Origin of the sequence: Kitasatospora sp. NPDC057015, assembly GCF_042673745.1 — a bacterium.
Classification (GTDB): domain Bacteria; phylum Actinomycetota; class Actinomycetes; order Streptomycetales; family Streptomycetaceae; genus Kitasatospora.
The window spans coordinates 1-21,015 of the sequence record NZ_JBHUSG010000040.1 but is presented as its reverse complement, the minus strand read 5'-3'; the positions used below and the strand labels follow the sequence as shown (position 1 = coordinate 21,015).

General features: G+C 75.6%; 17 protein-coding genes and 1 pseudogene. 8 read left to right on the top strand and 10 right to left on the bottom strand.

What is annotated here, in order from left to right; all coding sequences use genetic code 11:
* The first annotated feature begins 7 nt into the window (after positions 1 to 7).
* Entirely contained in the window at positions 8 to 1,261 is a 1,254-nt protein-coding gene (locus ACFTWP_RS29840) for an MFS transporter (protein WP_380268035.1), read from the top strand.
* Positions 1,262 to 1,554: 293 nt separating this feature from the next.
* Positions 1,555 to 2,121: a HutD family protein gene (locus ACFTWP_RS29835; protein ID WP_380268034.1), complete on the top strand. Its 567-nt coding sequence runs from the start codon at positions 1,555 to 1,557 to the stop codon at positions 2,119 to 2,121.
* A 49-nt stretch (positions 2,122 to 2,170) separates the two neighbouring features.
* Here the strand turns inward: ACFTWP_RS29835 and ACFTWP_RS29830 are convergent, their stop codons facing one another.
* Positions 2,171 to 2,932, bottom strand: coding sequence for an acyltransferase (locus ACFTWP_RS29830; protein WP_380268033.1), 762 nt, complete (start codon positions 2,930 to 2,932; stop codon positions 2,171 to 2,173).
* 162 nt (positions 2,933 to 3,094) lie between these two features.
* Between ACFTWP_RS29830 and ACFTWP_RS29825 the strand changes: the two genes are divergently transcribed.
* A complete protein-coding gene (locus ACFTWP_RS29825; RefSeq protein ID WP_380268032.1) occupies positions 3,095 to 3,844 on the top strand; it encodes a maleylpyruvate isomerase family mycothiol-dependent enzyme in 750 nt (249 codons plus the stop codon).
* A gap of 89 nt (positions 3,845 to 3,933) precedes the next feature.
* Here ACFTWP_RS29825 and ACFTWP_RS29820 read toward each other — a convergent pair whose 3' ends face one another.
* A complete protein-coding gene (locus ACFTWP_RS29820; RefSeq protein WP_380268031.1) occupies positions 3,934 to 4,698 on the bottom strand; it encodes an enoyl-CoA hydratase family protein in 765 nt (254 codons plus the stop codon).
* A 190-nt stretch (positions 4,699 to 4,888) separates the two neighbouring features.
* Here ACFTWP_RS29820 and ACFTWP_RS29815 point away from each other — a divergent pair, with 190 nt between their 5' ends.
* Positions 4,889 to 5,728, top strand: a complete 840-nt coding sequence (locus tag ACFTWP_RS29815) for an ATP-grasp domain-containing protein (RefSeq protein ID WP_380268030.1) — start codon at positions 4,889 to 4,891, stop codon at positions 5,726 to 5,728.
* Positions 5,729 to 5,990: 262 nt separating this feature from the next.
* The gene (locus tag ACFTWP_RS29810) at positions 5,991 to 6,530 is read left to right on the top strand and encodes a GNAT family N-acetyltransferase (protein ID WP_380268029.1); all 540 of its coding nucleotides are present in this window, start codon (positions 5,991 to 5,993) and stop codon (positions 6,528 to 6,530) included.
* Between the two features lie 52 nt (positions 6,531 to 6,582).
* Here ACFTWP_RS29810 and ACFTWP_RS29805 read toward each other — a convergent pair whose 3' ends face one another.
* A complete protein-coding gene (locus ACFTWP_RS29805; protein WP_380268028.1) occupies positions 6,583 to 8,073 on the bottom strand; it encodes an MFS transporter in 1,491 nt (496 codons plus the stop codon).
* 83 nt (positions 8,074 to 8,156) lie between these two features.
* Here ACFTWP_RS29805 and ACFTWP_RS29800 point away from each other — a divergent pair, with 83 nt between their 5' ends.
* The gene (locus tag ACFTWP_RS29800) at positions 8,157 to 9,143 is read left to right on the top strand and encodes an ArsR family transcriptional regulator (protein ID WP_380268027.1); all 987 of its coding nucleotides are present in this window, start codon (positions 8,157 to 8,159) and stop codon (positions 9,141 to 9,143) included.
* Between the two features lie 256 nt (positions 9,144 to 9,399).
* Positions 9,400 to 11,700: a glycosyl hydrolase family 18 protein gene (locus ACFTWP_RS29795; RefSeq protein WP_380268026.1), complete on the top strand. Its 2,301-nt coding sequence runs from the start codon at positions 9,400 to 9,402 to the stop codon at positions 11,698 to 11,700.
* Positions 11,701 to 11,793: 93 nt separating this feature from the next.
* Here ACFTWP_RS29795 and ACFTWP_RS29790 read toward each other — a convergent pair whose 3' ends face one another.
* Positions 11,794 to 13,080: a geranylgeranyl reductase family protein gene (locus ACFTWP_RS29790; RefSeq protein ID WP_380268025.1), complete on the bottom strand. Its 1,287-nt coding sequence runs from the start codon at positions 13,078 to 13,080 to the stop codon at positions 11,794 to 11,796.
* Positions 13,081 to 13,238: 158 nt separating this feature from the next.
* On the opposite strand from ACFTWP_RS29790, the gene ACFTWP_RS29785 reads away from it, so the two are divergent.
* A complete protein-coding gene (locus ACFTWP_RS29785) occupies positions 13,239 to 14,603 on the top strand; it encodes a dipeptidase (RefSeq protein ID WP_380268024.1) in 1,365 nt (454 codons plus the stop codon).
* Here the strand turns inward: ACFTWP_RS29785 and ACFTWP_RS29780 are convergent.
* From ACFTWP_RS29780 to ACFTWP_RS29755, 6 genes and pseudogenes are all read right to left on the bottom strand, one after another.
* Positions 14,579 to 15,424 (bottom strand): DUF4184 family protein, encoded by an 846-nt coding sequence (locus tag ACFTWP_RS29780; RefSeq protein WP_380268023.1) that lies wholly within the window; start codon positions 15,422 to 15,424, stop codon positions 14,579 to 14,581. The two genes, ACFTWP_RS29785 and ACFTWP_RS29780, sit on opposite strands and share 25 nt — an antisense overlap.
* A gap of 112 nt (positions 15,425 to 15,536) precedes the next feature.
* Positions 15,537 to 16,634: an NUDIX domain-containing protein gene (locus tag ACFTWP_RS29775; protein ID WP_380268022.1), complete on the bottom strand. Its 1,098-nt coding sequence runs from the start codon at positions 16,632 to 16,634 to the stop codon at positions 15,537 to 15,539.
* Positions 16,635 to 16,872: 238 nt separating this feature from the next.
* Positions 16,873 to 17,814 (bottom strand): ROK family protein, encoded by a 942-nt coding sequence (locus tag ACFTWP_RS29770; protein ID WP_380268021.1) that lies wholly within the window; start codon positions 17,812 to 17,814, stop codon positions 16,873 to 16,875.
* A 128-nt stretch (positions 17,815 to 17,942) separates the two neighbouring features.
* Positions 17,943 to 18,947: a C40 family peptidase gene (locus ACFTWP_RS29765; protein WP_380268020.1), complete on the bottom strand. Its 1,005-nt coding sequence runs from the start codon at positions 18,945 to 18,947 to the stop codon at positions 17,943 to 17,945.
* A 396-nt stretch (positions 18,948 to 19,343) separates the two neighbouring features.
* Complete coding sequence (locus ACFTWP_RS29760) at positions 19,344 to 20,792, bottom strand: acyl-CoA synthetase (RefSeq protein WP_380268019.1); 1,449 nt, start codon at positions 20,790 to 20,792, stop codon at positions 19,344 to 19,346.
* A 107-nt stretch (positions 20,793 to 20,899) separates the two neighbouring features.
* A pseudogene (locus ACFTWP_RS29755) lies at positions 20,900 to 21,015 on the bottom strand (electron transfer flavoprotein subunit alpha/FixB family protein); the annotation flags it as partial.

The window sequence follows — 21,015 nt, the reverse complement described above, 5'->3', positions numbered from 1 at the left end:
TTACTTTGTGCCGCTCCTAAACAAAACCCGCGCCCGTTCGGAAGCCCCCTACCAGTCTCCCAGCAAGCGGGCCGCCTGGTCGCCCGCCCGACTCGCCCTCACCGCATTCTTCGCCATGGACGGCTTCCTCTTCGCCGCCTGGGTCGTTCGCATCCCCGACATCCGGGGACAGGTCAGCGCCTCGCACAGCGCGCTCGGACTCGCCCTGCTCTGCATCTCGGCCGGCGCGGTGGCCACCATGCCGGTGGTCGGCAGGCTCTGCGTCCGCTACGGCTCCCGGCCCGTGACGATCGCCTCGGTCGCGCTGCTCAGCGCAGCGGTGCCGCTGCCCGCGCACACCCACTCGGTCCTCACCCTCGGCGCCGTCCTGCTGCTCTTCGGAGCCGGCTACGGCGGGGCGAACGTGGCGATGAACAGCGCCGCCGTCGAGGTGGTGGCCGAACTGCGGCGGCCCGTCATGCCCAGCTTCCACGCCGGATACAGCCTCGGCGGCCTGCTCGGCGCGGGCATCGGCGGCCTGCTCGCCGGCACCCTCAGCACCGCCTGGGCCCTCGCGCTCAGCGGCGCCCTCGGCCTGGCCGTCACCGCCGCCGCCGGCACCGCACTGCTGCGCGGCCCGTCCTCCCCGGCCGCGGCACCGCGCACCGCCAAGGCGGCGGACCGGGCCGACGCGAAGGGCACGACCAGGGCGGCGGGCGCCCGGCCGGCGACGCTGCTGGTCGTCCTGCTCGGCCTGACCGCCCTGTTCACCGCGTACGGCGAGGGCGCGATCGCCGACTGGGCCACCCTGCACCTGACCGACGACGTGCACGCCACCCCGGCCCTGGCCGCCGCCGGCTACGCGGCCTACGCCTTCGCGATGACGACCGGCCGGGTCAGCGGCACCTGGCTCTCCATCAGGCTCGGCCAGACCCGCGTGATGGCGATCGGCGGGCTCGCCGCCTGCACCGGCATGCTGGTGGCGGCGCTCGCGCCGTCGGTAGCCGCCGCCCTCGCGGGGCTGGTGCTGGTCGGGCTCGGGCTCGCCAACATCTTCCCGCTGGCCATCGCCCAGGCCGGCGCGGCCGGCGGCCCGCAGGGCGTGGCCACCGCCTCCACCCTCGGGTACGCCGGGATGCTGATCGGCCCCCCGGTGATCGGCTTCCTGGCCGACGCCACCGGGCTCCCGACGGCCCTCACCACCGTCGCCGGCGCCGCCGCCCTGGCCGGGCTGCTGCCCTTCGCGATCCGCTCCCGGCGACCGGCCGCCGCGGCGCACTGAGCCGGCCGCGAACGGGCGCGGCTCCGGGCCCGGGCCGCGGACACCGCCCGCCGACGGCGTCCCGAAACGACGGCGCCCCGAATCACTGCCCCGCGGGTCGGGCGGGTCTGCCCTCCCGGGCCGCCCACCCCCGCCCGGGAGTGCACGGAGGACCGGTGCGGCAGCCGGCACGGCGGGTCGCTGCCGCGGGCGCGTGCGAGGATCTTCCTGACCGAGGACCGAGGACCGGTGGCCGGTGGCTGACGCCCGGTGATCGGCGACCGGCGACCGGAACCGACGGGACGAGGTGCGGCATGGCGGTACGGGTACTGCGGGCGGCCGAACGCCCCGCCACGGCCTGGCTCAACGGCGGCGGCGTCACCCGCGAGGTGGCGGGCGCGCCCGCCGGCGCCGGGCTGGCCGACTTCGACTGGCGGGTGAGCCTCGCGGACGTCGGACAGGGCGGGCCGTTCTCGGCCTTCCCCGGCGTCGACCGGGTGATCACCCTGGTGGACGGCCCCGGGATGGCCCTCACGGTGGACGGGACCGAGCACGTCCTCGCGCAGCCGTACCGGCCGTTCGCCTTCGCCGGTGACGCCGTGACGGACTGCCGCCTGCTGGGCGGCCCGGTGGTCGACTTCAACGTCATGACCCGGCGCGGCCGGGCGACGGCCGAGGTCGCGATCGCCGACTACCAGCGGGAGGTGGACGTGCCGCCGGGCGCGGCGCTGCTGCTGGTCTGCCTCACCGGCAGCGCCGGCCTGGGCGCGGCCGACCTGCGGCTGGGCCGGTTCGACGCCGCCCTGCTGGACTCCCCCGGCCCGGACCTGCTGCGGGTGGACGGCGTCACCGCCGTCGTCACGCTCCGCCCCGCGGGCTGACGCCCCGGGCGGCCACCCGCGCACCCGCGGCCCCGGCCCGGACCGCCCGTCAGGGCGCGGTGCCCTCGCCGGGCAGGCGCAGGTCCCAGCCGACCAGCGCGCGCAGCTGCTCGGCGGTGACGCCCTCCGGGATCGGGCTCGGCGCCTCGTTGCGGAACGGCGGTTGCCAGCCCTCCTCGGGCGTCCAGCTGCGGACCACCCTGGCGGGGGCGCCCGCGACCACGCTGTGGTCCGGCACCTCGCCGCGCACCACGGATCCGGCCGCGACCACGACGTTGCGGCCCAGGCGCGCGCCGGGCAGGATCACCGCGCCGGTGCCGATCCAGCTGCCGGCCCCGATCTCCACCGGCTCGTTGCGCGGCCACTGCTTGCCGATCGGCAGGTCGGTGGAGCGGTACTCGTGCGCCTGGTCGGAGATGTAGACGCCGGGGCCGGTCCAGACGTCGTCGCCGAGCACGATCGACTGGTGGCCGACGATGTGGCTGTCCCGGCCGATCACGCAGCCGCCGCCGATCCGGACGATCGGCTCGGGGCCGAGATCGAGGCCGGGCAGGAAGCCGGCGCTGATGGTGACGCGCTCCCCGATGATCGAGAACGGGCCGATGGTGATCCACTGCTCGTTGAAGACGGCGCCGAGCGGGAAGGCCAGCTTGGTGCCGTCCCCCAGTGCGCCGAAGCGGTACGGCCCCGGGTTGTCGTTGGAGACGGCGCCGGTCCGCTGCACCCAGGCCCAGCCCCGGTGCACCAGCCGCCCCAGGGCGCGACGCCCGCCGGCCCGGGCGGTGGAGAACAGCGAACTGGTGATCGACATGCGCTCACGTTACCGGCCCGTAGGCGCCACCCGGCGGACGGGGCGAGCAACGTCACACCTCTGCCACGCCCGCACCTGCCACGCCGCACTCACCACCCCCACCCCCACCCCCACCGCCACCGCCACCACCAGCCGCAGGCGCCGCAAGAGATCATGTCCACCATGGACATAGACGCGCACCTCGACGTACTGGACCGCGAGGGCGGGCTGCTCGCCGACGCCGCCGCGGCCACCGACCCCGCCGCCCCCGTACCGACCTGTCCCGACTGGCTGCTGCGCGACCTGGTGGTGCACACCGGCCGGGTGCACCGGTGGGCCGGCGCCTATGTGACGCGGGGTCACACCGCACCGCTGGACGACGACGCCACCGCGGCCCTCTGGGGCCCGGAGCCCTCCGACGCCGACCTCGTCGACTGGTTCCGGGCCGGGCACGCGGACCTGCTGGCCGCCCTCCGGAACGCCCCCGCCGACCTGGACTGCTGGACCTTCCTGCCGGCTCCCTCCCCGCTCGCCTTCTGGGCCCGCCGGCAGGCCCACGAGACGGCCGTGCACCGCCACGACGCCGAGGCGGCGGCCGGCCTCGCGGGCCCTCGGCTGGCCACCGAGCCCGCGCTGGACGGGATCGACGAGCTGCTGCGGGGCATGCTCGCCCGCCCGCGCACCAGGCTGCGCAGCGAGCGGCCGCGCACGGTGGCGGTCCGGGCCACCGACGGACCCGGCACCTGGCTGGCGACGATCGGTCCGGACCCCCTCACGGTCGAGCTCCGGGACGCCCCGGCGGACCTGGTACTGACCGGGCCCGCCCGGGACCTGTACCTGCTGCTCTGGAACCGCCTCCGGCCGGACGCGGTGGAGTGCGAGGGCGACCGCGCACTGCTGGACCTCTGGCGGGAGCGCGCGGCGATCGGCTGACGCCGGCCCGGCGGCAAGCCGGGCTCCCCCGGTCGACCAGGCAACCGGCCGCGGGGAGCCCGGCCACCGGCCCTATCGGGCGCGGGTGCTCACTGCGCCCACGGCGCCGGACGGCGCTCCAGGAAGGCCCGCATGCCCTGCTGCGCCTCGTCCGAACCGAACAGCCGGGCCGACAGCGCGACCAACTCGTCCGCGTCCCGCTCGAAGGAGCGCACCACCTCGGCGTTGGCGAGCCGTTTCGACTCGGCCAGCCCCTGCGGCGAACCGAGCCGCAGGGCGTCCAGCAGCCCCTTCAGCGCGCCCGGCACGTCCTCGGCCGCCTCGGTGACCAGGCCGATCCTGGCCGCCTCGGCCGCGTCGAAGGTCTCGCCGGTGAGGTAGTAGCGGGAGGCCGCGCGGGGCTCCAGCTTCGGACGCAGCGGCAGCGAGATGACCGCCGGGGCCAGCCCGAGCCGTACCTCGGTGAAGGCGAAGGTGGAGGCCGGACCGGCGATCGCCAGGTCGGCGGCGCCGACCAGGCCGAGCCCGCCCGCCCGGACGTGCCCGTCGATCACCGCGATCACCGGCTTCGGGCAGTCCAGCAGGGCCCGCTGGAGGTCGACCAGTCCGCGCGGCCCGACCGTCGGGTCGGCGCCGGTGGCCTCCGAGAGGTCCGCACCGGCGCAGAACACCTTGCCCGTGTGCCCGAGGACCACGGCGCGCACCGCGGGATCGGCCGCCGCCGCGGCGAGCCCGGCGGTGAGCTCGGCCATCAGGCGGGTGGAGAGCGCGTTGCGGTTGTGCGGCGAGTCCAGTTCGAGGGTGGTGACGGCGTCGGCGGTGCTGACGCGGACGAAGGGTGCTTCGCTGGTCATCGGCGGTGGCCTGCTTTCCGGCTGAGGGTGGGTCGGAGTGCCTGCGGCGACCGGTGCGGGGGCCGGTGTCGCCCACCCCCGTCGCCGGCCGGTTCAGGGAGGACTCTGGCACGGCAGAGGGCCCCGTCACCAGATCCCCCGGCGAAAACCACTGGTCAGCCGTCCTTCCGGCCGGGCAGCATCACGTTCCATGACCATCAGCCCGAAGACCGTCGACGGCACCGGCCCCACCGGTGGCCGGCTGCTCCTGCTCGCACCCCGGATCAACGAGACCGGGCTCGCGTTGCGCACCGCGGCGCAGCGGCGGGGGCTGGCGGCCCGTACGGCAACGTCGTACCGGGTGCCCGAAGGGCTGCCCGCCGCGGTGGCCGCGCACGTCTACGGCGGGCCGCTGTTCGGTGACGCGGTCGGTCGCGAGCTGGGCCTCGCGCTGCTGGACGCGGCGCCGGACTGGCTGACCACCCTGCCCGTCGGGCTGACGGGACGCCGGATCGAGTGCCTGCCCCTGGCCGACGCGCGCCGGCTGCGCCGGCCGGCGTTCCTCAAGCCCCCGGTGGACAAGCTCTTCCCCGCCCGGATCTACCCGGACGGCAGCGGCCTGCCCGGCCCGGACGCGCTCGACGACGACACCCTCGTCCTGGTCAGCGACATCGTGGCGTTCCGGCGGGAGTACCGGCTGTTCGTGCTGGACGGTGTGGTGCACGCGGCGAGCCGGTACGCGGTGGACGGTGGGCTGTCCGTCGCGCCGCTCGCCGCCGACCCGTACCGGGAGGAGGCGCTGGCCTTCGCCGCCGACGTCCTGGCCGGCTGCGCCGGCAGCCTGCCGAGCGCGGTGGTGGTGGACGTCGGCCTGCTCGCGGATTCGGGGGCCTGGAGCGTGGTGGAGGCCAATCCGGCCTGGGCCAGCGGCGGTTACGCCTGCGACCCGGACGCGGTGCTGGACGTGGTGCTGCGAGCGGCCGGTCCGGCCGGCGAGCTGCGGGACGCCGACCGGCGGTTCTGCCGCGATCTGCCGCTGGTGGTCGGCTGAAACGCCTCCGCCCGGGACGCTGAGGCGGCCCGGGCGGAGGATGGAGAACTGGAGCGCCGGGCCCGATTCGAACGGACTCTTCCTACTGAAAGTAGGACGTGCTCCACCAGCACCACCGACGCATGTGGAAGATCTCTCTTCGACGTGGTGAACACTACCAGAACGATCACGCGGCCCAGCACCGGCGGGCCTGAGCGGGTGCCGGCACCGGCACCCGGTAAATGCCCCGCCGCCGCGACCGTCCCCGGGTACCGTCGGCACCATGACCGACGATCTGATCATCCGTCCGTACACTCCGGCGGACGAGGACGCGGCCGTCCTGGTGTGGGCCCGGGCCGGCCGGCAGGCGCACCCCTTCATCCCGGGCGAGGGGACGGGCGAGCGCGAGCGGAAGATGCGGGAGGTCTACCTGGTCCACGCGGACAACTGGATGGCCGAGATCGACGGCCGGGCCGTCGGGGTGCTCGGGCTCCTGCACTCCGGCACCGCCGTACCGGACGTATCGGACGTACCGCATGGGAGCGAGGCGGCGGCCGGCGCGGAGACCGGGACGGACACCGGCCCGGACACCGGTGCGGAGATCGGCGGGCTGTTCGTCGCCCCCGAGGCGCAGGGGCACGGCGTGGGCCGGGCGCTGGTCGGGCACGCGGCCGCCCGGCACGGTGCGCTGACCCTGGAGGTGTACGAGCGGAACACGGCCGCCCGGGGGTTCTACGCCCGGATGGGTTTCACCGAGCAGAGCAGGCGCGGCGACGAGGAGTACGACGAGGTCCTGCTCAGGCTCGTCCGGCCGGCACCCTGAGCTGCGGCGCCCTGACCTGCAGCGCCCTGACCTGCGGCGGAGCGACCGGCCGTCAGATCGCCGCCGCCGAGCCGGCCGCCGTTCGCCGGCGCGCGGCCCAGCGGACGGCCGGCGCCATCGCCAGCCCGGCGGCGGCGAACACCGCGCCCAGGACGGCCCAGCCCGCCAGGCCGTAGCCGATCACCGCGGTGCTGACCAGCGCCGGGCCGATCATCATCGCGGCGGAGGTGCCCGCGTTGAAGACGCCCTGGTACGAGCCGTGCGCGCCGTCGTCCGCCAGGTCGTAGCCGAGGGCCCAGCCGCCGGCCTGGCTGAGCACCTCGCCGAGGGCCTGCAGGGCGACGCCGGCCAGCACCACCACGGCGGCGAGGGCCGCCGGCAGGCCGTGCGCCAGGCCCAGCACCACACTGGCCCCGGCCAGCAGCAGCCCGCCCCGGCCGCAGGCCCGGGCGGCCGCCTCCGGGCGCTCGGTGCCCCTGGTGGCGCGCACCTGGAGGGCGACCACCAGCACGGTGTTGACCACCAGGGTGGCGGCCACCACGGTGCGCGGCGCCTCGGTCTCCCGCACGATCCAGAGCGGCACCCCGACCTCCAGCATCGCGAACTGCAGGCAGAGCACGGCGTTGAGCGCCGTCACCGCCAGGAACGGCCCGTTGCGCAGCGCCGGGTTCCGCCGCCGGCCGGCCGGCCGCCCGGCCTCGCCCGGGTCGGTCGACAGGGCGTCGGCGGACCCGACGCCCGCCACCTCCGTACCCGTCGGATCCGTACCGGCCTTGTCCGTACCGGCCGTCCCGGCCATGTCCGTACCGGCCTTGTCCGTACCGGCCGTCCCGGCCATGTCCGCAGCGGCCTTGTCCGTACCGGCCGTCCCGGCCCCGGCGGCCGGGACCTCGATCCGCATGCGCGCGTAGAGGACGGCGACCACCGCGAAGGAGGCCGCGTCGAGCAGGATCGCACTCGCGTACGCGGCGCGGGTGTCCACCTCGAGGACGAGGGCGCCGAGCGCCGTACCGAGGCAGATGCCCACGTTGGTGACCACCCGGAGGTAGGCGCGGCCGGCCACCCGGCGGTCCGCCGGCAGGACTTCGGCGTAGAGCGCGTTGCGCACGGCGGAGGAGCCGCGGTCCGCCGCCGTCACCGCGCAGGCCAGCGCGACGAACGCGGCGTAGCCGTGCACCAGGGCGTACCCGGCCGTGCCGACGGCCTCCAGGGCGACCAGCAGGACCAGGACCCGCCGGGTGCCCCAGCGGTCGGCGGCCCGGCCGGCCGGGATGCTGGCGGCGACGCCGCAGAGGCCGGCGGCGGTCAGGCCGAAGCCGAGCTGGGCGGCGGAGAGGCCGAGCACCCGGGTGAAGAACAGGACGGCGACGGCGAGGGAGAGCCCGTTGCCGAGGCAGTTGAGCAGGGTGATGCGGGCCAGCCGGCGCACCGTCGGGTCGGGGTGCAGCAGTCGGGACGGGCCGCGGCCGGGGTTCGCGGGCGCGGCGACGAGGGGGCCGGGACCGCTCGGGCCGGCCGGCGCCTCGGTGGGTGTGGTGGTCATGCGCCGATCCCACCGCGCCCTGCGCCCGGGCAGAACTCATTTAGGCTGGGCCTGAATCGTCGTCATGGAGGAAGGGGCCCGCGGTGCACCTCTTCCGGCTCGGACTGGCCGACCTGGCCGCGGCCTCGTTCGCCTACTCGCCGCTCCAGGAGGCGGTGCTCAGCCTGCGGATGTGGACCCACCCGGGGGTGTACGTCTGGCACACCCCGGCCTTCGAGGAGCTGCGTCCGGCCTTCGAACAGCTCGACTGCGGGCCGCTGCTCTGCGCCCTGATCGCCTCCAACCGCTGGGTGCCGGACTTCCTGACGCCCCGCCCGTCCGGCCCCGCGCCGGACTTCCGCGCCGAGCTCGCGGTGGTCAGGGCCACTCCGCCGGAGCGGCTGCGGGCCGAGCTGGAGCAGGCCTTCCTGCCGCACGACCGGGCGCTCCCCGCACCGCTCGCGGCGGGGATCGACGACCCGGCCGCGCTGCTGGCCCGGATCGCGGACGCGATCGAGGAGTACTGGGAGCGCTGCCTGGCGCCGCACTGGTGGCCGAGGGCGCGGGGCGTCCTGGAGGCCGACCTGCTGTACCGCTCGCGGGTGCTGGCCCACCGCGGTGCGGCGGCGCTGTTCACGGAGTTGGACGCGCGACTGCACTGGACGGACGGGGTGCTCGGGATCAACCGCAAGTGGGAGTCGATGGACGGGGAGGTCGTGGTGGACGGCCGGGGGCTGGTGTTCGTCCCGACCTTCTTCGCCCGGGGCGCCATCACCTCGATCAGCGACCACCACCCCCCGATGATCAGCTACCCGGCGCGCGGCCAGGCGACGATGGCCGGGGCACCCGCCTCGCCACCGACCTCGCACGCCCTGGAGCTGCTCCTCGGCGCCCCGAAGGCCCGGTTGCTGGCCCTGCTCGCCGAGCCCGCCTCCACCACCGACCTGGCCCGCCGCCTCGGGGTGACCCCGGGCGCGGTGAGCCAGCACCTGGCCGTGCTGTTCGACACCCGCCTGGTCACCCGCACCCGCCACGGCCGCTCGGTGCTGTACGCGCGCAGCGCGCTGGGCGACGAGCTGTCCGCCCGCTGAGGGCGGGCCCGCGACTCCGGGCCCAACTCCCAAATGGTATGGACCTGTTGACGCTTTGGTCCAGTCCTCCTACATTGCCTAGTGTCCGGACCCCCACAGTCCGCGGCATCGATCGGACACGCACCGGATCATCGGGCGCACGCACGGCAAGGCGTACGTGCGCGCACGCGTGCCCGGCCGGTCTCCCCGCACAGGCTCCCCGCACGCGCAAGGTTCGGCACCACCCTGTTCAACCCCCACCGCTACAGGGAGAACCATGTCCGTCAAGCATCATCCCCGCCGCCGCGTGCGCCGCAGACTGCTGAGCCTGCTCACCGCGCTGCTCCTGCCGCTGGCCGCGATCACCGCCCTGGCCGCACCCGCGCACGCCGCCGGCAAGCTCACCGCCGCCTTCACCAGCGCCGACAACGGCTCCTGGTGGAAGGGCACCTACATCGTCCACAACGACAACGCCACCGCCGTCTCCGGCTGGACGCTGGAGTTCGACCTCCCGGCGGGCGTGACCGTCAGCGGCAGCTACAACGGCGACGCCACCGTCAGCGGCCGCCACGTCACCGCGAAGAACGCCTACTACAACGCCAACGTCGCCGCGCACGGCACCACCGAGCCGTACAGCTTCTGGTTCGTGGCGAACGGCCCGATCGGGGCGCCCACCGGCTGCCGGATCAACGGTGACAAGTGCGACGGCAGTTCGGACGTCCTGCCGGGGGCCCCGGGCACCCCGCAGGTCACCGAGGCCACCGCGCACAGCCTGGCGCTGAGCTGGCCGGCCGCCACCGCCGGGGACTTCCCGGTCGCCTCGTACGAGGTGCTGAACGGCGCCGCCGTGCTGGCCGCCTCCGCCTCGACCGGCGTGCTGGTCACCGGCCTGACCCCGGCCACCGCGTACACCCTGACCGTCCGGGCGAAGGACACCCGGGGCAACACCGGCCCGGCGAGCGCGGCCGTCACGGCGAGGACGGTGGACCCGGCCACCGACACCGTCCCGCCGACCGCGCCGGGCGCGCTGCGCAGCACCGCGGTCACCTCGTCCTCGATCACGCTCGCCTGGACGGCGGCCACCGACAACCAGCGGATCTCCGCCTACGACGTCTACCAGGGCACCACCCTGGTGCAGACGGTCACCGGCGCCACCACCACGGCGACCGTCGCCGGCCTCTCGCCGTCCACCGCCTACACCTTCACCGTCAAGGCCCGCGACCCCGCGGACAACGCCTCGCCGGCGTCCAACGCGCTCACCGTGAGCACCGGTGACCTGGTCGGCCCGGGCAAGTACGCACGGGTCGGGTACTTCACCCAGTGGGGCATCTACGGCCGGCAGTACTTCGTGAAGAACCTGGACACCTCGGGCAGCGCGGCCAAGCTCGACGTCATCAACTACGCCTTCGAGAACATCGATCCGGTCAACCTGACCTGCCTGGCCGGCGTCACCAAGGGCACCACCGCCAACCCGCAGGACCCGGACCAGGGCACCGGCGCCGGTGACGCGGACGCCGACTACGCGCGCCCGATGAGCGCGGCGCAGTCCGTGGACGGCGTGGCCGACGACGGCTGGGGTCCGCTGCGCGGCAACCTCAACCAGCTGAAGAAGCTCAAGGCGAAGTACCCGAACCTCAAGGTGGTGGTCTCGCTGGGCGGCTGGACCTACTCCAAGTACTTCTCGGACGCGGCCGCCACCGACGCCTCCCGCAAGAAGCTGGTCTCCTCCTGCCTGGACGTCTGGATCAAGGGCAACCTGCCGCTCTACAACGGCGCGGGCGGCCCGGGCGTCGGGGCCGGCATCTTCGACGGCATCGACCTCGACTGGGAGTGGCCCGGCTCGGCCGACGGCCACGCCGGCAACCACTACAACGCCGCCGACAAGGACAACCTGACCCTGCTGCTGGCCGAGTTCCGCAAGCAGCTGGACGCCCTCGGCGGCTCGCACAAGCTGCTGACCGCCTTCACCCCGGCCGACCCGGTGAAGATCAACCAGGGCTGGGACCTGTCGAAGATCTTCAGCTACCTGGACATCGCCAACGTCCAGGGCTACGACTTCCACGGCGCCGGCAGCGACAACTCCTGGGAGCCGAACCGCGCCGGTCACCAGGCCAACCTCTACGCCGACGCGCAGGACCCGTACGCCTTCCACTTCAGCGTGGACGCCGCCGTCCAGGCCTACCTCACCGCCGGGGTGAACCCGCGCAAGCTCACCATCGGGTTCCCGTTCTACGGCCGGGGCTGGCAGGGCGTCACCGCCGGCGGCGCGAACGGCGAGTGGCAGGCCGCGACCGGCGCCGCACCGGGCCAGTTCGCCGAGGAGGCCGGCACCAGGGGCTACAACAACCTGCTGGCCAGCGTCCCCAACCTGACCGTCTACCACGACACCCAGTCGATCTCGACCTACGGCTACACCGGCGCCGGCGGCCAGTGGTGGACCTTCGACGACCCCTGGTCGATCGGCCAGAAGACCGCCTACCTCAAGTCCAAGGGCCTGCTGGGCAGCATGATCTGGGAGATGTCCGGTGACACTCCCTCCGGCACCCTGATCACCGCGCTCGACAACGGTCTCAAGTAGCCTCCCGCGACGACCGGCCCCGGGTGCACCGCGCCCGGGCGGCCACCGGTCCGGCGGGTTCCCGCGGGAGCCCGCCGGACCGGTGGCCGGAGGTCAGCGCGAGGCCAGCGCGGAGAGCCGCCGCGCCGCCCGGTACTGGCGCAGCACCTGGGCGAACGTCGTGTGCCCCTGCGTGGTGCGGGCGAAGGCCCGCCAGGCCGGGTCGACCAGGCAGACGGCCGCGTGGAAGAGGTGCGGCCGACGCTCGAAGGCGGCCAGCATCTGCTTGCCGGCCCGCATCTCCACGCCCAGGCCGGCCTTGATGGCGAAGGCGTAGTTGAGGGTCTGGCGCCGCACGTCCGTGGCGCCGTTCGCCTCGGCGACCTTGACCGCCCACTCCCCCGCGAGGCGGCCGGAGCGCAGCGCGTACGAGATGCCCTCGCGGGTCCACGGCTCCAGCAGGCCGGCCGCGTCACCGGCGACCAGGACGCGACCGCGCGCGAGCGGCGAGTCCTCGGCGCGGCAGCGGGTGAGGTGCCCGGACTCCACGCTCGGCGGGAACCCGGCCAGGCCGAGCCGGCGGATGTAGTCGGCCAGGTACTTCTTGGTCCGCTCGCCGTCGCCCCGGGCGGAGATCACCCCGACGGTGAGGCTGCCGGACTCGGTCTTGGGGAACACCCAGCCGTAACTGCCGGGCAGCGGACCCCAGTCGAGGTGGATCCGGCCGGCCCAGTGCGCGGAGACCTCCGGCGGGACGGGGATCTCCGCCTCCAGGCCCAGGTCGATCTGGTCGAAGCTCACCCCGACGTGCCGCCCGATCCGGCCGGCGCTGCCGTCCGCGCCGACGACCGCGCGGGCCTCGAAGCTGCGCCCGTCGGTGGCGGTGACGGTGACGGTGCGGTGCTCGCCGCCGCGCTGCTCGACGCCGCTGACGGTCACTCCGGTGACCAGCACCGCTCCGGCCGCCTTCGCGGCCTGCACCAGGCGCAGGTCGAACTCGTCCCGGTTGACCAGGCCGAACAGCATCCGGCGGGAGCGCCGGGTGCGGGTGAAGCGGCCGTCGTAGGCGAAGGTGACGGCGTGCACGCGGTCCTGCAGCGGCAGGACGAAGTCCGGCGGCAGGCTGTCCCGGGAGGGGCCGATGATGCCGCCGCCGCAGGTCTTGTACCGGGGGTGCTCGGCCTTGTCGAGCAGCAGTACCCGCCGGCCCTGCGCGGCCGCGGCGTGGGCCGCCGAGGAGCCGGCCGGCCCGGCGCCGACCACGACCACGTCCCAGACGCCGTCGAGGGGTTCGGGCCCGGGCCCGGCCCCGGCGGGTTCTGCGGCGACCGGACTGTCTGCACCCGCCGGGCGGTCTGCACCGAGCGGGCTGCGGGAAACGGGGCTACCGGAGTCTGTCACGTCGAGCAATCCTATGCGTCCGCCGGGCCGGGTCGCCGACCGCCGCCACGGTCGTGTCAGATTCCCCCGCGGAGCCGCCTGCGCGCACCTCTATGATCGGCAGCATCCCCCGGTCGCGTTCACCCGAACCACCCCCTCGGAGAACCTGGAGAGCCCCGATGCCGCAGCAGTCCCTGGCCGACACCGTCAGCACCCTGATGGAGCGGGCCCGCGCCGACCTCGCCGAGCTGGTGGCGTTCCCGTCGGTGGCCGACCCCCGGCAGTTCCCGGTCGAGGAGTGCGAGAAGGCGGCCCGCTGGGTCGCCGACGCCTTCGCCGCGGAGGGCCTGACGGACGTGCGGATCCTGGACACCCCGGACGGCACCCAGTCCGTCTACGCCGAACTTCCCGGCCCGGCCGGTGCGCCGACCGTACTGCTCTACTCGCACTACGACGTGCAGCCGCCGCTGGACGAGGCGGCCTGGGCCAGCCCCGCCTTCGAGCTGACGGAGCGTGACGGGCGCTGGTACGGGCGCGGCGCCGCGGACTGCAAGGGCAACATCCTGATGCACCTGACGGCCCTGCGGGCACTGCGCGCGGTGGACGGCTCGTACCCGGTGAGCCTGAAGGTGATCGTCGAGGGCTCCGAGGAGCAGGGCACCGGCGGGCTGGAGCGGTACGCCGAGGCGCACCCGGAGCTGCTGGCCGCGGACGCGATCGTGATCGGCGACGCCGGCAACTTCACCGCCGGCCTGCCGACCGTGACGACCTCGCTGCGCGGGATGACCGTGGTCGAGGTGTCCGTCCGCACGCTGGCCGGCAACCTGCACTCGGGCGCCTTCGGCGGCGCCGCCCCGGACGCCCTGCAGGCCCTGGTCCGGGCGCTCGCCTCGCTGCACGACGAGCAGGGCGCGCTCACCGTCGCGGGCCTGGCGGCGGACCAGGAGTGGCCCGGCGTGCAGTACCCGGAGGAGCAGTTCCGCGCCGACGCCGGGGTGCTGGACGGCGTACGCCTGGTGGGCACCGGCAGCGTCGCGGACCGCCTCTGGGCCCGGCCCGCCGTCACGGTGCTCGGCATCGACGCGCCGCCGGTGATCGGCGCCACCTCCTCCGTCCAGGCCGCTGCCAAGGCGCTGGTGAGCCTGCGGGTGCCGCCGGGCGTGACCACCGCCGCCGCGCAGCAGGCCCTGGTGACGCACCTGGAGGCCGCGGTGCCGTTCGGCGCCCGGGTGTCGGTGGAGCGGCTCAGCAGCGGCGAGGCGTTCAGCGCGGACACCTCGGGGCCGGCCTACGAGGCGATGGGCGCGGCGATGCTGGAGGCCTTCGGCAAGGAGATGGCCTCCTCGGGCGAGGGTGGCTCGATCCCGCTGTGCAGCACCCTGCGCACGCTGTACCCGGAGGCGGAGATCATCCTGATCGGCGTCGAGGAGCCGACCACCCGGATCCACGCGGTGAACGAGAGCGTCGACCCCCGGGAGCTGGAGCTGATGGCACTCACCGAGGCGCTGTTCCTGCGCAACTACGCCGAGGCCCGCCGGGGCTGAGTCCTGGCCCGGTCCGGTCCGCGGTCCCGCTCGTGGGCGGGGCCCGGGCCGGGCCGGCCGCGGCGCCACTGCCAGAGCCGCACGGCCGTCGCGTACCCGGCCGCGCCCACCGCGAGTCCGGCGCCGGCGCCGAAGCAGAACTCCGCGATCAGCTGCCGGTCCGTCCCCGCCAGGCGGTGCGCCGCCCCGGCCGCCGTCGCCGCCGCGAGCAGCCCGACGGCGGCCCGGCGCACCCCGGTGGGCAGGCGCAGCTCGGGCGGACGCGGCTCGGCCCGGCGCGCCTGGCGGACCAGGTACCGCGCCAGCACGGCGAGGGCGACGGCCGAGGAGCCGTACTGGAGCACGGTGTAGAGCGGCAGGCCACCCACGACCGGGGTGTTCAGCACGGGCAGCACGACCCCGAACCGGCCGCCGTGGGTGAAGGCGTCCCAGCCGACGTGGGTGGCCGCGCCGAGCGCCGCCGAGAGGGCGAACCAGGCGGCCCGCTCGGCGCCGGGCCGCCGCCACGGGCCGGGCGCGGTCATCGACTCGGCGGCGGGGGCCCAGCGCTCGGGCAGCAGCGCGACCAGCGGCCCGCGCAGCAGGCCGTGCCAGCCGGCCACCAGGGCGGCGGCGAGCGCCACGTCCGCGGTCGGCACCGCCCACCAGTGGTGGGTCAGCTCGCCCCGGCCGTAGACCCCCGGCAGCAGCGAGTCGGCGAAGAACAGGACGTCGGGGGCCATCGACCCGGCGACCAGGGCCGAGGCGACCAGCGGGCCGCGCGCCCTGGTGCCGTCCAGGAAGGGCAGGGCGGCGGCGACATGGCTGAGGGTGAACGGCATGGGTCCCATCCTGCCCCGTCCGCTCCGGCGTCGCCGGTGAACCCCGGGGCCGCGCGGACGATCGGCCTCGCACCGCGGGTGAGCGGACCCGCGGCGCCGGGCCGGTCCGCGCTCAGGCGGCGTCGACCGCGCCGGCCAGGCCGCCAGCCGCCAGCCGTCCGGTGGTGACGCCCTCGGCGGCCGGCAGACCGGCCTCCAGGTAGCGCAGCTCGCCGCGGCGGCGGGCGTCCAGGGCGGCGGCCAGCCGCCGGTGCCGGCCGGGGGTGAGCAGGCCGGCGGCCTCGTCGAGGGTGACGAAGCGCCAGCCGCGCAGTTCCTCGGCCTGCAGCCGCAGGGCGCCGCGGGCCGGGGCGTCGAGCCGGCCGCCGTCGTAGACCAGCCGCAGGCCGCCGCGGCGCGGGCCGGTTCTGGGCTCCCAGTCGACGGCGAGCAACCGCAGGTCGGCGGCGTCCAGGCGCAGGCCGAGCTCCTCGGCGGTCTCCCGCAGGGCCGCGTCGGTGGGGGCCTCGCCGCGTTCCACCACACCGCCGGGGAACTCCCAGGCCGGCTTGTAGACGGGGTCGACGAGCAGCACCCGGTCCTGCTCGTCGAAGAGCAGCACGGCGGCGGCCACGGTGTCCCCGGTGGTGTCGGCGCTCTGCACGATGGGGCAGCGGGCGGCGCCGTCCCGGACGAGCGCGGCGAGCCGCTCGGCGGTCTGGCGCGGGGTCAGCCCGCCGGTGTCGAGCAGTTCGGCGTCGCGGCTGAGCCAGCGCCGGGCGGCGCGGTAGCGGGGCAGGTGCTCCAGGCACCACTCCCGGACGCGGGCGCTGCGCTCCGGCTGCCCGGGGTACTCCTCGCGGGCCTCGATCCGGGACTGCAGGATCGTTTCCGCCGGGTCCAGTACGAAGTGGTGCACCGCGAGACCGCGGGCGGCCAGACCGCCGAACATCTCGTCGCGGTACTCCTCGCGCAGCACGGTCATCGGGACGACCAGCGGGCCGGGCACCTCCGCGAGCAGCGCCGCGGCGTACTCCGGCACCAGCCGACGCCAGGACGGCAGGTCCTGGAAGTCGGACAGTTCGGCGGCCCGCTCGGCCGGCAGCATCCGGGCCAGGCCGTACCCGACCAGCTCGGGATCGAACAGCAGGCTCCCCGGGAGCAGTTCCACCAGCTCGCGACAGGCGCTGGTCTTACCCGCGCCGAACGTGCCATTGACCCAGACGATCACGACGTCCCCTGCCCTAGATCAGCCCGGCGGCGATCGCCGCCGGGCGCGCGGCCCGGCCACCCGCGGCCGGCGCCAGTGAAGGTGGTACCCGCTGCGCGGCCGTCCCCATACCTCGCCCTCTCACCCACCGTCACTTACCGGCCTCACCGCTTGTCAGCGGCATGTGCCAGGCCGGGCACGGCGGCCCGCCTCGCGCCACCGCCGCCCGGCGGACGCCCCGGGGGCGGCGCCGATCCGCTCAGTGACCGCCGGCCCGCAACGCGGCCGCCGCCGCGCCGACCAGGCCCGCGTCGGTGCCCAGCAGCGCCGGCACGACCTCGATCCCCCGGACGAAGGAGAGCGCCGCGTACGAGCCGAGCCACTTCTCCAACGGGCCGAACAGCAGCTCGCCGGCCTGGGCGACGCCGCCGCCGATCACCACCACCTCCAGTTCGACCAGCGTCGCGGTGGCCGCGATCCCCGCCGCCAGCGCCTGCGCGGCGCGGTCGAAGGCCTCCCGTGCGATCGGGTCGCCCTGCCGGGCGGACTCCGCGACGGCCGCGGCCGAGGCGTCGCCCCCGGCCGGGCGCCAGCCCGCCGCGGCCGCCCGGCGCGCGATCGCGGTACCGCTGGCGAGGCTCTCCAGGCACCCGCGGCCCCCGCAGGGGCAGAGGTCGCCGTCCAGGTCGACGCTGATGTGACCGATGTGGCCGGCGTTGCCGGTGGGCCCCGGGTGGAGCGCCCCGCCCAGGACCAGGCCGCCGCCGACACCGGTCGAGACCACCATGCAGAGCGCGTTGTCGTAGCCGCGCGCCGCGCCCCGCCAGTGCTCGGCCGCGGCCATCGCCACGCCGTCGCCGGTCAGCACCACGGGCAACCCGGGGGCCAGCTCGCGCACCCGCTCGACCAGCGGGAAGTCCCGCCAGCCGGCGATGTTCACCGGGCTGACCAGCCCGCGCCGGCCGTCCACCGGCCCGGCGCTGCCGAGCCCGATCCGCTCCACCCGGGCCCACTGCGGCGCCCGGCGCAGCTCGGCCAGCACCTCGGCGACGGCCGCGAACACCCGCTCGCCGGGCTCCTTCGCGGGGGTCGGCCGCTGGGTGCGGGCGGACAGCAGGCCGTCCTCCGACCCGACCAGCGCGCCCGCGATCTTCGTACCGCCGATGTCGATGGCCGCCACCCGGGCCTGCTCGCTGCTCACAGCACCAGACCCTACCCCCGGCCCGGACCGGCGAGCGGGCCCCGCCGGGCATGCCGGAGGTGCCGACGGCTTCGCGCCGACGGCACCCCCGGCTCCCGTGGACGGGGCGGGCGGCTCCTGCGGACGGGTCAGGGGCGACCCATGTAGTCCGGGTAGTAGCCGCTGCTGATGGTCGAGACGCGGATGTTGGTCCCGGGCCGGGCGGCCTCCACGTACTGGTTCCCGCCGAGGTAGATGGCGACGTGCTCGATGCCCCGGGCGGTGCCGTCCTCGGACCAGAACAGCAGGTCGCCGCGGCGCAGCTGGCCCGCGCTGACCGGGGTGGTCGCCTCGTACTGGTCGTTGGCGACCCGCGGCAGCTCGACGCCGGCCCGCCGGAAGGCCTGCTGGACCAGGCCCGAGCAGTCGTAGCCGTCCGGTCCGTTGCCGGCCGTTTTGAACGGCTTGCCTAGCTGGGCGAGGGCGAAGGCCACGGCGTCCTCGAAGTCGCCGCTCGCGGCGGCGGCCGGGGCGGCGGCGGTGTCCGAGGACGCCGGGGCGGCCGTGACGCCGGTGCGCTGCTGGTAGACGTCGTAGTGACTCGTCCACCGCCACTGGCCCTGCGCGTTCCTGAACCAGTAGACCGAACCGTCCCAGCCCTGCGTGATCCCACCGCCGGACGACACCTTCACCGCACCGCCACCACCGGTACCGGTGCGCTGCTGGTAGACGTCGTAGTGACTCGTCCACCGCCACTGGCCCTGCGCGTTCCTGAACCAGTAGACCGAACCGTCCCAGCCCTGCGTGATCCCACCGCCGGACGACACCTTCACCGCACCGCCACCACCGGCGCCGGTGCGCTGCTGGTAGACGTCGTAGTGACTCGTCCACCGCCACTGGCCCTGCGCGTCCCTGAACCAGTACTTGGAGCCGTCCCAGCCCGCGTGCGCCGGGGCCGGCTCGGCGGCGGCGGTGCCGACGCTGCTGCCGAGGCCGATCACGCCCGCCCCGGCCGCGATCACGGCCACCAGGCCGAGGCCCCGGCGGATCCGCCCGATCCGGGCTATCCGGTGGGACCGGGCCCGCTCGGCACTGATCGCGGTGGTCGGCTCGGTCTGCGGGGCGCTCGGAGCGCCGGTCACGACGGTGTTCATTGCTACTGACTTCCTCTGCTGACGGGGGCCCGGGCGGTCCGCGGCGGCCTTGCGCCACGGACCGGAAGCCGCTTGCTCCGGAGGCCGATCGGTCCGGATGCGCACCGGCCGCTGAGGCGGCGCGGGCGCGGCGGCCCGGGGTTCAGTTCTGGAAGTCACGTTAAGCACGCCCGCGCTCACGGCGCGCAACGAGCGGAGCCAATGGGTGGTTCACCCTCGGTGAGTGGCCGTCAGCCGAGCACGGCCCGACTCCGGAGGGTCCGTCAGGCCGGGAGCCCGCGCGGCGGGTCGCCGGGCAGGCGGCTCGGCAGGTCCCGCCGCAGGTCGCAGCGGCGGGTCGTGCCGCAGGTGGCGGCGGGTCGTGCCGCAGGTGGCGGCGGGTCGTGCGGCGGACCGTCAGAAGTGCCCGCCACCGCCCGCCGGCTGCTCCTGGAGCAGCAGCTTCTTCAGCACCTTGCCCATCGCGTTGCGGGGCAGTTCCGCCACCAGGACCACTCGCCGGGGCCGTTTGTGGACGGACAGCCGGTCGGCCACGAACGCGGTGAGCTGCTCACCCGTGACCGCGCCGTCCGCGACCACGTACGCGACGACGGCCTGGCCGAGGTCGGCGTCCGGCGCGCCCACCACGGCCGCGTCCGCGACGGCGGGGTGGTCGCGCAGGGCGGCCTCCACCTCGCCGGCGCCGATCCGGTAGCCGCCGCTCTTGATCAGGTCGACGGAGGCCCGCCCGACGATCCGGTGGAACCCGTCCGCCCCGATCACCGCCACGTCGCCGGTGCGGAACCAGCCGTCGTCCGTCCAGGACTCCGCGTCGGCGTCCGGCCGGTTGAGGTATCCGGCGAACAGGGTCGGGCCGGCCACCTGGAGCTCGCCGACGCTCTCGCCGTCCCGCGCGACCGGCGCGCCGTCCTCGCCGACCAGCCTGGTCCGCACGCCGTCCAGCGGCAGCCCGACGCTGCCGGGTCGGCGCTCGCCGTCCGCCCGGGTGCTGACGGTGATCAGCGACTCGGTCATGCCGTAGCGCTCGATCGGCGCGTGCCCGGTCAGTGCGGCCAGCCGTTCGAACACCGGCACGGGCAGCGGTGCGCTGCCGGACACCAGCAGCCGGGCGTCCCGAAGGCTCGCCACCGCCTCGTGGTCGGCGGCGATCCGCGACCAGACGGTGGGGACGCCGAAGTACAGCGTGCCGCCGGCCCGGGCGTAGCCCTCGGGGGTGGGCCGGCCGGTGTGGACGAGGCGGCTGCCGGTCCGCAGGGCGCCGAGCACACCGAGCACCAGGCCGTGCACGTGGAACAGCGGCAGGCCGTGGACCAGGGTGTCGTCCGCCGTCCACTGCCAGGCGCCGGCGAGGGCGTCCAGGTCGGCGGCCACGGCGGAACGGCGGATCACCGCGCCCTTGGGGGCGCCGGTGGTGCCGGAGGTGTAGAGCACGAAGGCGGTGGCGTCCCCGGCCGGCTCGGGGTGGGTGGCGGACGAGCGCAGCGCCAGGTCCACCTGGAGGGTGTCGAGACCGGGCAGCTCGTCCAGCCCCTCCGGTGCCCGCTCGCCGGCGGCGAGCGCGAGCAGCGCGGCGCCGGAGTCGCCGAGGATATGCGCGCGTTCCTTGGGGCCGGAGTCCGGGGGCAGCGGCACCACGGGTACGCCCGCCAGCAGCCCGCCCACCACGGCCGCCACGGTCTCGGCGGTGGGTCGGGCGAGGACCGCGAGCGCGGGGGCACCGGCCACCCGGTCGGCGACGGCGGTGGCCGCGCCGAGCAACTGCTCGCGCGAGAGCGCGACCCCGTCGATCCGCAGGGCGTCGGCGGTGTCGCCGTGCCCCTCCTGAAGCGCCGTCAACAGACTCATGAGCCCCTCCGCGTCGGTTTCTGGCGCCGACTCTACGGGCCCCGGAAACGCCGGAGGGCGCGGCCGGCCGATTACGGCCGTCGCGCCCTCCGGGCGGGTCGCGCAGCTCAGCCCTTGCGGCTCTTGACCTCGGCGGTGAGCTGGGGCAGGACGGCGAAGAGGTCGCCGACCACGCCGTAGTCCACCAGCTCGAAGATCGGCGCCTCCGGGTCCTTGTTCACCG